The organism is Prevotella amnii DSM 23384 = JCM 14753, from assembly GCF_000378745.1.
GTDB lineage: Bacteria > Bacteroidota > Bacteroidia > Bacteroidales > Bacteroidaceae > Prevotella > Prevotella amnii.
Window position 1 is genome coordinate 1 of the sequence record NZ_KB905309.1, and the last position, 12,846, is coordinate 12,846.

Below are 12,846 nucleotides of genomic sequence, written 5' to 3' on the forward strand. Positions count from 1 at the left end.
GAGTTGATGCCTTGTGCAAACTTTTCTGGCGGCATCTTCCCTGCTTCAATAGCGGCAAGGGCAAGTTCCCAACTGCCTGTCATCTCCGCATTGGCTATCTTCTTATCCTTGACAATCTCATAGACAGCCAGGCCTTTTTCTGTCGGTATGATGGCTTTCTTGTCCCTTCGGATATAATCACGGAGAATAAGCGTCTCGATGATGTTGGCACGGGTGGCAGGTGTTCCTATACCGCATTCTGCCATAGCTTTTTTGCTCTCTGCATCCTCGACCTCTTTCCCAGCATTCTCCATTGCTGAAAGTAAAGTAGCTTCTGTGTAGAGAGGTTTAGGTTTGGTCTTATGCTCGATGATGTCAGTAGAAACAAGTGGTAAAACCTCTCCCTCCGTCAAGTCAGGAAGAGAAGGCAATTCCTGTTCATCATCGTTTACCTTTTTCTCTACATCAGCAACCTGTTCTTTCTGTACGGCTTTCCAACCCAAGGAAATCTGCCTACATGCTTTCCAAGTAAAGGTGTTGGTGCCGTCCGTGAAACGAACCTGCATACGATCTTCCTCTGAATCGGGAGAAAATGCTTCGATGAAACGAGTTACTACCATCTGATAGACGGTCACCTCTTCTGCCGATAAGCCCTGTGGTGTTTCTCCTGTAGGAATAATGGCGTGGTGGTCTGTTATCTTTGTGTTATCCACCGAATGGCGGTTAAGCGGAGTCGGAAGTGTTTCTCCTGTCTTGCGGAGCAGGGTGGGTACTTCCTCGAAAACATCCTCACTGATGTATCGGCTGCCTGTGCGGGGATAGGTCGTGATTTTCTTCTCATAGAGGCTTTGGGCTATTGAGAGGGTTTTGTCTGCTGAAAAGCCGTGGCGTCTGTTGGCATCTTTCTGCAAGGCAGTAAGGTCGTACAAGAGTGGTGGCGCGGTATGTGTTACCTTTATTCGCCCATGCTCATCAACTCGTCTTACGACCGATTCCACTGTAAGCTGGCTCTGACTGCGAAGCGTAGCGAGAGCTGTCTGTGCTGATGCTTCATTCTCATAGTCTTTACAGCCAACGGCTTTCAGTGACAAACCCTCTTTTTCTGTGAGAACGGATAATTTCCAAAATGGTACGGAAGAAAAATCACGGTTCTCTATGTACCGACGGCAGACCATAGCAAGGGTTGGGGTCTGTACCCGTCCCAATGAATAACCACCCCTGCGTGCAATGGATAATGCACGGCTCGCATTGATACCCACGAGCCAGTCGGCTTCGCTTCTTGCCTTGGCGGAGTGATAGAGATTGTCGTAATGGCTTCCCGGCTTAAGATTGGCAAGTCCTTCACGGATAGCTTTGTCCGTCAGTGATGAAATCCAAAGACGGTCGAAAGGTTTCCTACAACCAAGATTTTGATAAATGTAACGAAATATCAACTCTCCTTCACGCCCTGCATCGGTGGCGACAATGATACGATCTGCCTTGTCAAAGCAGGAACGGATGACTTTAAGTTGCTTTAATGCGGCAGGATCTGATACAAATTCCTTGTCCCTGCGCACTTGGCGGACAATAAGTTGGAAAGGATTGGGACGAATGGGCAGGTCTTCGGCTTTGTAGGCAGAAAAGCCGTAGGCTTCAGGCATAGCAAGGGCGATGAGATGTCCCATTGCCCATGTAACAAAATAGTTGTTACCTTCCAAATATCCGTCCTGCTTGTTCGTTGCCCCAACGATACGGGCTATATCTCTGGCTACCGAGGGTTTCTCGGCGATAATACAAGTTGTCATAGTCGATAATAGAATTAAGGGTTACATCTTGCGTCCACGGGACTTCTTCTGTTTGTTTTCGTCCTGTTTCTGTTTTTGGGCGGCAGTGGGCTGTGTCTGCCCGGACTTTAACGGCTCGTTCACGTTCTTGGTAGCTTCGTTGGTCTTGCCGTCGTTATTCACGGCAACCTGTGTTTTGTGTTCTTCGGCTACGGCTACCACCTTTTCCTTGCCGGTCTCTTGCTTCTTGTCAGGATTCCATTTGTAGAAACGCGGGCGGTTCTGCTCCTTATCCATACGGACATAGGCATTGAAGGGTTGTCCTTCCTTGTCCACCATGTTCTTCAGATAAAGTGTGCGACCGCTGTCTAATGCTTCACGCTGCTTGTCGGAGAGTTCCAAACCGCAGAGCTTATGTGGTGCGCCTTGTTGCTGAGAGTGCTGCTGTCGCTCCTTCAAGCCTTGCTTATTCTCGAAGATGAACTCGATGCCTTTCTTCTCGGCATTGACTTGCAAGGTAGCATTGAAGGATTTACCACTCTTGGCGGTCATTCCTTCCACTTTCACGGCTTTGCCCTCTACAAGGTCTTTGTACTGTGCATCAGAAAGTGTAACACCCTTGATTTCCTTGGGGATATTCACGCGGTCGGCACGCAGGGCAATGAGTTCGTTGGTCTGTGGGTCAATGGAAACGTAGGCGGCAAATGGCTCACCATTCTTGGGCGTAATCTCAATGGTCTTACCGAGATTACCCGTTGCAAGAAGTTGTTCTTTTTCTTCGGGAGAGAACTTGTGTCCCATATAAGGGAAATCGAGCTGTGGCTCCTTGCGAAGCGGGTGAACTGCCAAACCGATATTACCCTCGCCATCGGTACGGAATGCCAAACGGGCATCGGTGTAGATGGTGGTATCGCCCATCGGAATGGCGATGGTTACAAGATTACTCTTTTGCCAATTGAGCATCTTTGCTAACTCTCCGCTCTGCTCCAATCGCTCACGGGTAAGACCGAGGTCACCAAGTTGCTTCCAATCAATCTTTGATTCATCAATGACTGTGGCGTTCTTCTTTTTCGGCAGATAATCGTCAAAGGATACTCCAATCTCTGTCAGTTGCTGTTTGCTTTCTGGCTTTTCACGACTTTGCAACATGGTGCGAAGATTGTCCACACCTTGTTCTACATTGTTTGCCAAAACCTTGTACAGTCCGAAACGAGTCGGGTTATTGAACTGTTTGAGGAAGTTGGTCATGAAGTTTTTGAGAAGTCCGTCCTTGTTGTTGAACTTCAAGAACGCTGCTTGATTGGCAGCGATTGCCTCGGTGGTTTTAAGGTTTCCCTTGTCGTCAACACCGGATATGACGGACAATTTACCCGATTCCTGCTCATTCTTCACTTCCGTGCGGTCTTCCAAGACCAGCACGTAATTGTCATTGCTGTTTGATTCCATTGCTTAATAATTTTAATGATGAATACTGTTATCAAGCAGCTAAGTTATAAGTATATAAAGGTATAGGAAAGTTTTCTGGAAAAACAGGAAATATCGGGATTTTACGTGAAATTGAGTTTTATATTTGTAGATATTCTTGTAAAACATGTTATTATCAACAAAATGATACTATTTTGTATAAATAATTTTGTCCTCTCGAAAAAAAAAATATACCTTTACACTTTAATTCTTCAATTCCTTATCTTGGCAATAAGATTTTTGATGTTTATTCTAACTTTTAAATAGTAATATAATGATACATTTAGATAGTTTGTTCTCAACAAAGCTGTTATTTATAACTATACTGCAGATGTCGACATTCCAGGCTCTTCTCGCACAAGATTTCAATAATGTTGAGGGAACTGTTATAGATAACTCTGGCGCCCCCATCGAGTTCGCCAATATTACGCTATTCTCTGCAAAAGACTCCACACTCATCACGGCAACATCCACCCTAGATGACGGAACGTTCTCACTTCAAGTCGTAGATAAGAATGTCCAAAGCACACTCCGTATTTCTTTTATCGGCTATAAAGAGCTTTGGATAAATAATCCCAAAGGAAATATAGGCAAGGTTGTATTGACCCCTATAGACCTCCAATTGAATGAAGTCGTTGTAAAGGGGACGCGGCCAATGGTTAAACTTAAAAATGATGGCATACAGGTAGACGTTTCTGGCACCTATCTCTCCCATGCAGGGACAGCTCTTGATTTGATTGGCAAGATGCCGCTCGTCACCAGATTTGGCACAGGCATAGAAGTACAGGGGAAAGGCACTCCACTCATCTATATCAATAATCGACTGGTACATGACCAGTCAGAACTTACTCAGTTGTCTTCCTCGGAAGTGAAGCATGTGGAAGTAATCACATCTCCTGGTGCACAATACACCTCAATCGCCAATGCAGTAATCCGAATCATAACGGTAGCACCTATCGGTGAAGGCTTTTCTTTCAACGATCGAACGACACTTGGATTCAAACATTACGCTTATCTCTTTGAACAAACAAATCTCAATTACCGACGCAACGGCTTTGACCTTTTCGGGACACTAAACTATGAGAACTATCGTGAGCGTCTATTCTATGAAAACAGCATTAAACAATACTTGCCAGCAACAACTATCGAACAACACAATACGGGTAAAGAATTCTCCAAATATCCTGTCTACGCAGGAAAGATTGGACTCAACTATAACCATAAGACGCAGAGTTTCGGCATGTTTTACGATTTCAAGTTCAAACCTTCCATGTCATCTGGTCCATCAGAGAACTCACGTTATAACGACAATTTGTTTAAAGAGCGTCTTGACAACACATTCACCGCCAATCGCCATAATCGCCAACATTTGCTGAGTGCCTATTATTTAGGAACCGTGGGCAAATGGCAATTGTCCGTAAACATCGATGCTTTGTGGCAAATTAACGACCGTAATACAGACGAACAGGAATTGTCATCACTTTATCCAGCGCGCAGCTTTACGACAGCAAGCAATGTCTGCAATCGCTTAATTGCTGGCAACGCAACAGCTTCTTATCCAGTATGGAAAGGTGACCTGCGCTTTGGCACAGAGTTCAGTAACATACACCGTACTGATCTATACGTAGGTAGCACAAGCTATATTACCAGCAATGACAACCAAGTTGAAGAAATTACAACTGCTATGTTTGTCGAAAGTAACCAGACTTTTGGTAGTGTATCAGCCAACATAGGCTTGCGGTGGGAATCCACTGGCGCTAAGTTCTACCAGTTTGACGTATACTCGCCAGATCAAAGCCGTACGTATCACAACATTGCTCCTACGGTATCGCTCTCGTTTCCTATTAGAAAGGTAAAGATGAGCCTATCTTACACGCGCAAAACTTCACGCCCAGCCTTTGAACAACTAAGTTCCGCTGTGAAATATATCGATCGTTACACCTACGAGTCGGGCAATCCCAATCTACGCCCTATTTATCGTGACTATCTCTCGCTCTCATCTTCTTGGAAGGAACTTTTTGTAGAACTGGAATACACCTCCACCAATAATTACTTTATGTGGCAGACAATTTCCTATCCTGGTAACTCCGAGGCTACACTGCTGACCATGCAAAATATGCCACGCTTTCATTCTTTCAGTGCCATTGTCAACTATTCGCCTACATTCTTCGGATGCTGGCATCCTGTTTGGACGGCTGGTATCACATGGCAGGATTTCCAGCTGACACATCATGGTGAACCAATGAAGCTCAACCATCCGTTGGGCATTTTCCGATTTAACAACAGTATTCATCTCCCATGGGATGTGTGGCTGAACGTGGATGTCTCCGTCCGCACCTCAGGCAATGGCGACAATGCCTACATACAAAGCTATTGGATCAATAACCTTGGATTGTACAAGTCTTTCCATAATGACGCATGGAGTATCAAACTACAACTCAATGATCTCTTTGGCACATTACGACAGAATTTTATCACCTACGATGCCCTAACACGTACAATGGTGAACAAATTCTACGATACACGTGATTTCTCCGTCACCTTTCGCTACAACTTCAATGCTGCCCATTCTCGGTATAAGGGGAGTGGTGCTGGTAATATAGAGAAGAATCGGTTTTAAATAGCATCTTATATTTTTTTTAGGACATCAAAAACAGCATCTTAAAATTCTTTCTCAAAAAGTATAGTTTTCTATCGATAATGAGTCACAATATATAGAATTATATGTTTACAATTAATTTATAATTATCAATCATAATGGTTACTGAATTAGTCCATAGTTACTGGTCTAAACCTTATTTTAGACCAGAAGCAGATAAAGGAGGATGGAATAAAAGATTATTTCATTATATGAGTTGTGCGTTTAGCTGTCTAAAATTCAGCGAGTTTCATAAAATTAATCTTGTGACAGATAAGCATGGAAAAGAATTATTTATCGATAAGATTGGCCTTCCTTACAATAAAGTGACAACCTCATTAGATGAGCTGAATACTATATATCCAGAATATCTTTGGGCTATTGGTAAAATATACACATACTCTCTGATAAAAGAACCATTCATACATGTGGATAATGACATTTACATATGGAAACCTTTAAAGAAACAACTATTTGAATCCAAATTAGTAGCACATAATTTGGAGGTTTCCTATCCTCATAACAAACAATTTTTTCAAGATATTCTAAAAAAATTTCACTATGTTCCAGATCTTCTTAAAGAAGCATTTGTTAAAACAGACAGCATTATTGAGATTAATGCAGGGATTCTTGGAGGAACTGATATAAGTTTTTTTCAGGAATATTGTAAATTGGCATTTGATTTTGTGGATAAAAACATTGATGTTATTCGAACATTAGAACGTCCTGGTATGTTTAATGTTATTTACGAGCAATTTCTATTTTATGCATTGGCTCAGTCCAAAAATATAAAAATTGAGTACTTGATAGATGAAGATGTAGACGAACATTTTCTTGGTTTGACAGATTTTTGGGAAACTCCCCATAGACAGCAATACATTCATGCTGTTGGTGCTTATAAGACATGGTATATTATTGGAGAACAAATGGCACATCGATTGTACATAGAATATCCTGACTACTTTCAACGAATATTAGATTTATATAAAAAAGGTGAACTATGAATTATCCTTTATATTTAGCAAGTGATGCCAAATATTTTCTTAATAAATGGCAGTCCGAAATTGGTCGTATAAGAGAAACAGAAGTTTGTATTGTACGCCAGAACCTCAAAATGCTATATTCATCATATAATGTGATGGATATTTCCATTATCCCCTCGCCTCTACTTGAATTAAGATCATATCTAGTAGGAGATAAAATTACACCTCATGTAATACTTCCCAAATATATTGCTACTGGAAATTTGGAATTTTATTGGGCTGAACTTTCTGGAGTTGATTTATTTCTTACTTCGCTATGTAAATACAATCATCCTATAAGTGGTAATGAAATTCACAGAATAGCATGCGACACAACTGACATGAAGCAAGATAGGTTATACTCTCGCCTGAATGTTGTTATTCGCAAATTTTTAAGTTATCAGTATATCTCATTGAATGTATAATAAGGAGATATATAACTTATGATTCACATAATACTAAATGAATAAGTCGTGTTGTTTCTTTTAGGAACTAATTATTCTAAAAAATAACAAAGAGAAAAAAAGATAAATTCGAAGATTAAGGCCTCACAATAAACTCTCGTTATTCTTTGGAGAATCGTATTTTTTTTGTACTTTTGTAGAGTCTAAGTTAAATTAGGCGCATCAAAGAAAATCGAAATTATAAATTTGTAAAATAAGTAATTATGTCACAGCAAGAAAAAAAGATAGCTTTAGCTATGGATGCTCAGAATTTGTTAGATACTGAGATGCACGAAATTAAAGGTGGCTACGATTGTGAAACAGGATGCCGTCAATCGTGTTCCACATCATGTTCAAATAGTAGGTCTAAATAATTTAAACTTATCAAAATGTCACAAGAAGAAATGAAAATAGCATTAGTTTCAGATGCCCGAAATCTACTGGACTCTGAAATGCACGAAATTAAGGGTGGCTACGATTGTGAAACAGGATGCCGTCAATCGTGTTCCACATCATGTTCAAATAGTAGGTCTAAATAAATTAAACATTATCAAAATGTCAAAAGAAGAAATGAAAATGGCATTAGTTTCAGACGCCCAAAACCTCCTTGATTCTGAAATGCACGAAATCAAGGGAGGTTATGAATGTGAAACAGGATGTAAGGTTTCTTGTTCTGTTTCATGCAGTACTTCCAAATCTAGATAAAAAGATGCAACAAATCTTATTATAGGCGTGATGACATAACTCTTCACGCCTATTTAGTAATTAGGCATATGAAGATATTACTTAACCCCGCATATATTCTTAAACCTGATGGCGACAGTGTATTGTTATTAGGACGCACTGGCCTATATTCATTATCTGCAACTGCAAATCTTTCATTCACAGGTGTTATACATCCTCTTCATGCAATAATTCTCTCTTTCATAGATGGGAGCGACTATGAAAGTGTTGTTTCAAGAGTAATAAATTTTATACCTATTGAGAGAAAATTTGTAGAATCATTTATTCTTAAGCTTATAGATAATCCAGATGATGTAGGATTTGTGTACGAAGGAGTAACTATCGGTTTCCCAAAAAATTTAATTATTTCTCGTTTTAGCTATAAGAATCCTTTCCATCGCTATAATCCATCAGATTTTATTATAGATCGATTTAACCTGAAATACCGTCGTCATAAAACAGTATCATTTATAACTTTAATGTTGAATAACATTTGTGCGACACAGTGTTATTATTGCTATGCAGACAAACGGCGTCCTACCAATTGCACTCTTCCACTTTCTAAAATTCTTGAACTTATTCAAGAAGCCAAAAGACTTAATGTTGTAAGCTTTGACTTAATTGGAGGAGAAGTGTTCTTGTATCCACATTGGAAAGAATTACTCTTTTCATTAGTAGAAAATGATTATTATCCTTTTGTCTCAACTAAAATACCTCTCTCTAAAGAAGACATAGATATATTTGCAACATATAATTTACCTTTACAATTCTCACTTGATAGCCTTATTTCTGAAACACTAGAGAAGACTCTTAAGGTTGGGAAAAATTACACAAACAAAGTAAAATCCATGCTCCTTTATATGGAAGAAAAAAAAATACCAGTAGCAATACATAGCGTTTTACATCAATGGAATGCTAACCTCAAGGATATGTCATCCTTGTTTGATTTTCTAAATGAAAGAAAGAATATATTATATTGGAAGCCTGATATTGGAAACGAATCTATCTATTCTTTACCAAAATATCGAGGAAAAGTAACCCCGCCAACAGACTCGCTAACAGAATTGTTCAATTACTTTAAGCATATATCTGTAGCATCTAAGATTGAGATTAAATATCAAGGTTTGGAAAGTCCCATCCCGGAAGTTGACAGTGCAAATGACCTCACTACGCAGGAAGAGAAAGTAAAATCTTTCCTTAACAGAGCATATTGTGCTGGGAATTTTTCTCAAATTTTTATACTCCCAGATGGAAAGGTAACTATTTGTGAAGAATTATATTGGCATCCACACTTTATTATAGGCGATGTTGAACGTCAATCTATTGACGAAATTTGGAATTCAGACAAAGCCCTGTCATTGTATCATGTCAAACAAAGTGCAATTTCTTCCAAAAGTAAATGCCATAGTTGTACTTTATTTGAAAGATGTAGGTCTGAAAAACAAATATGCTATAGGGATATTATTCGTAAAAATGGGTCTAAAAAATGGGATTTACCAGATGTAAATTGTCCTCTGCAATAAATTATGCGACTATTTAAAAAGAAATTTATTTATACAGCTCAGTTAGATGCTATGGATTGCGGTCCAGCTTGTCTGCAATCTATTGCACTATATTATGGTAAAAAATTAGACTTAGAGTATCTAAGAGATATAACATATATAACACGAGAGGGAGTTTCATTATTGGCAATAGCTAAAGCTGCAGAAAAAATTGGTTTTAAGACAAGAGGGGTAAAAATTAAATTAGACATCTTATCTAAGCAAGTTAAGTGTCCTTGTATTTTGTATTGGAGACAAGAACACTTTGTGGTATTATATGATATAAAAACAAGTAGAGGAAAACGTATATATAGAATTGCAGATCCTTCTGTTGGAAAAATAGATTTAGATGAAGAGTCTTTTTCAAAGGCATGGCTACAATCTTTTGAGCATTTTGAAGAATATGGTATTTGTTTATTACTAGAACCATCTATTTCATTCCATAAAAGTGATGAACGTAAAAAAAAAATAAGCGTTTCTTTTCTATTAACATATATCAAGCCCTACAGGCAATATTATTTACAACTACTAATTGGACTAATACTAGGAGGTGTCTTTCAAATTCTATTTCCATTTTTGACACAATCCATTGTTGATAAAGGAATTGGACATAGAGATATACAAGCTATTTATTTAATAATTATTGGATTTTTATGTTTTACAATATGTAATTCTATTATTTCGTATATCCGTAGTTCACTATTGCTCCACATAAGTTCAAGAATAAACATTTCTATCATTTCAGATTTCCTTTGTAAAATGCTGAGTCTTTCATTAGGCTTTTTTGATAAAAAATTTACGGGCGACCTTATTCAACGAATTAAAGATCACGATCGGATAGAGGCTTTTTTGGTGTCCAATCTTTTGGACATTTTATACAGTACAATGTCTATTATTGTATTTGGTACCATCCTTTTTATATTCAATAAATATATTTTCTTGATTTTCTTAACCGGCTCTACGGCATATATAGGATGGCTTTCTTTCTTTTTAAAGAGACGAAGAATTATTGATTACAAAAGGTTTATTGTTTCATCACAAAATCAAAGTAGTGTTTATCAATTGATAAATGGAGTTCAAGACATAAAACTCAATAATTGCGAAACTGAAAAAAGATGGGAATGGGAACGGATACAAATTAAGCTTTTCAAAATATCTATAGCAGGTCTTAGGCTAGAACAGCTACAAACCATTGGTGCTACACTATTAAACGACATAAAAAATATCGGTATTGTTTTTTTTTCTGCCTTTTTAGTTATAAAGGGTGAGCTAAGTGTGGGGGAGATGATGGCTATTCAATATATTAATGGTCAGTTAAATGGTCCGGTGTCAAGCGTAATCCAATTTATTCATTCATTACAAGATGCTAAAATATCTTTAGAACGGTTGGGAGAAATACATTTAAAAAAAATAGAAAACACCCCCGTTGTCAAACTTTATAAAGAAGAATTGTCTAATCAAAATATTTATATACACAATGTTTCATTTAGGTATAATGACCCATACTCCCCTATGATATTAGACAATATATCACTAAAGATTCCAGTTGGAAAAACGACTGCAATAGTTGGTGTCAGTGGAACGGGAAAAACAACTCTTTTAAAATTGATATTAGGTTTCTACCCCCCAGAGACTGGGGATATTTATGTAGGAACATCCAATTTAAAAGACATTGATTTATCGCGTTGGCGTTCTGTATGTGGAGTTGTCATGCAAAATGGCTATATTTTCAATGATACTATCTCAAATAATATATGTGTCAACCCAGATGAATTCGATGAAGACAGATTATATACGGTGTCAAAGATAACAAACATTTATGATTTTATAATTAATTTACCTTTAAAATACGATACAAGGATAGGAGACGATGGAATTGGATTAAGCCAAGGACAAAGGCAAAGAATCTTAATAGCAAGAGCTATTTATAAAAATCCAAGCTATCTGTTTCTTGATGAAGCAACCAATTCTTTAGACACCAAAAACGAGAATGACATTGTCTCAAATCTGTCTACATATTTTATAAATAAAACCAAAATAATAATTGCACACCGTCTAAGTACTATTCGCAATGCAGATCAAATTGTATTGATAGAAGCGGGTAGAATAAAGGAGATTGGAACACATCGCGAACTTATTGCCCAAAAAGGGATTTATTATAATCTGGTAAACAAACAATTATGAGACAAATTAAGATGTATACCAAACGTTCTAAAGAATTCGATGAGGTTTTATCAAAGATTCCTTCTAAAAATATTCGTTATGGATTATTAGCAGTTTTCTTCGTGGTTCTATGCACTCTTATATCATCTTTTTTTATAAAATACTCTGAAACGCTTGAGGGACAAGTATATATAAAAAAAAGCCCCCAAAAAGATGTTAACACTATAGCAATTAGAGAGGAAGATTACTATAAGATTCATAATAATCAGTCCATTATTATTCAGTTAAATGCCTTCCCTTATTCACAATTTGGATATATTTATGGAAAAATATCTTTTAAAAAGAACTGTATCTACCACAATGGTATTTACTATATTCCAATTTCCATTGAGATTCCGTATGCGATAAAAAGCAAAATGGTTTACTCAGAGTATAATGGAGTAGGTATTGTAACTATTGAAAAAACAAGTGTAGTAAACCATATAATATCTCGTTATTACCAAAGATAAAACAGAATTCAGTCACTAGTAACCAATGAAATCTTATAAAAATACCGAGTTGTAAATACCAACGAGGTTTCCCTCCAAAATACCCTCTCGTTATTTGTCTAAATGAATTTGAATTTATTTTCGAGCACCCAAAATTCCTGCAACTTTTTTATCTCACACCGCATCAAAATACCTACAAATAGTGATTAAAGAGATTTAGATAGCTGGACTCCTTTTGTTATTTTGGAGGGAAGGTGATTTTTACAGCTAAACAGAACTGAATTTGGAAAAACATTTTCCCTTGAAATTTATAATTCATCAGAATAGAATATCTACAAAATTTCGACCTATAGCTCATTTTGCAGGCTGAAAAGTGTCATGCCATTCGATATTTACACATGTTTCGCCCATTCAAGATACCTTCAGCACTAAATTGACGATTCAAATTGCTCAATAGCTCATTTTGCAGGCTGAGACATAGGTGTCTTTCCGATGTATACTAACTTTATGGGCATTTAAGTTGCCTAAAAATTCAAAGTTAGTATGTTCAAAATGAGATGTCGTGCGTGTGGTAGTACGCACACGAAAAAGAATGGTGTTCACAAAGGTGTACAACTATATA

11 protein-coding genes are annotated in these 12,846 nt (G+C 37.7%); 9 read left to right on the top strand and 2 right to left on the bottom strand.

Annotated features, from left to right (window positions below; genetic code table 11):
• Together F596_RS0109610 and F596_RS0109615 are read right to left on the bottom strand one after the other, a co-directional pair.
• A partial coding sequence (locus F596_RS0109610; protein WP_019036784.1) for a DNA topoisomerase occupies positions 1-1,763 on the bottom strand: 1,763 nt, incomplete at its 3' end.
• A gap of 21 nt (positions 1,764-1,784) precedes the next feature.
• Positions 1,785-3,188: a DUF3945 domain-containing protein gene (locus tag F596_RS0109615; protein ID WP_019036785.1), complete on the bottom strand. Its 1,404-nt coding sequence runs from the start codon at positions 3,186-3,188 to the stop codon at positions 1,785-1,787.
• Positions 3,189-3,537: 349 nt separating this feature from the next.
• Between F596_RS0109615 and F596_RS0109620 the strand changes: the two genes are divergently transcribed.
• The 9 genes from F596_RS0109620 to F596_RS12335 form a co-directional block, all read left to right on the top strand.
• Positions 3,538-5,826, top strand: coding sequence for an outer membrane beta-barrel family protein (locus tag F596_RS0109620; protein ID WP_248621432.1), 2,289 nt, complete (start codon positions 3,538-3,540; stop codon positions 5,824-5,826).
• Positions 5,827-5,963: 137 nt separating this feature from the next.
• Positions 5,964-6,848, top strand: a complete 885-nt coding sequence (locus tag F596_RS0109625) for a DUF6734 family protein (RefSeq protein ID WP_008447574.1) — start codon at positions 5,964-5,966, stop codon at positions 6,846-6,848.
• Entirely contained in the window at positions 6,845-7,291 is a 447-nt protein-coding gene (locus tag F596_RS0109630; RefSeq protein ID WP_008447578.1) for a hypothetical protein, read from the top strand. The genes F596_RS0109625 and F596_RS0109630 overlap by 4 nt, the downstream gene beginning before the upstream one ends.
• 242 nt (positions 7,292-7,533) lie before the next feature.
• Positions 7,534-7,683 (top strand): hypothetical protein, encoded by a 150-nt coding sequence (locus F596_RS11920; protein ID WP_019036787.1) that lies wholly within the window; start codon positions 7,534-7,536, stop codon positions 7,681-7,683.
• Positions 7,684-7,713: 30 nt separating this feature from the next.
• On the top strand, positions 7,714-7,848 hold the full coding sequence (locus F596_RS12255; RefSeq protein WP_282705109.1) for a hypothetical protein: 135 nt from the start codon (positions 7,714-7,716) through the stop codon (positions 7,846-7,848).
• A gap of 234 nt (positions 7,849-8,082) precedes the next feature.
• Entirely contained in the window at positions 8,083-9,555 is a 1,473-nt protein-coding gene (locus F596_RS0109645) for a radical SAM/SPASM domain-containing protein (protein WP_019036789.1), read from the top strand.
• 3 nt (positions 9,556-9,558) lie between these two features.
• Complete coding sequence (locus F596_RS0109650) at positions 9,559-11,757, top strand: peptidase domain-containing ABC transporter (RefSeq protein WP_008449150.1); 2,199 nt, start codon at positions 9,559-9,561, stop codon at positions 11,755-11,757.
• Positions 11,754-12,245, top strand: a complete 492-nt coding sequence (locus F596_RS0109655) for a hypothetical protein (RefSeq protein WP_019036790.1) — start codon at positions 11,754-11,756, stop codon at positions 12,243-12,245. The genes F596_RS0109650 and F596_RS0109655 overlap by 4 nt, the downstream gene beginning before the upstream one ends.
• Before the next feature lie 522 nt (positions 12,246-12,767).
• Positions 12,768-12,846 (top strand): IS1/IS1595 family N-terminal zinc-binding domain-containing protein (locus tag F596_RS12335; RefSeq protein ID WP_428829176.1); only part of this gene is annotated, 79 nt, incomplete at its 3' end.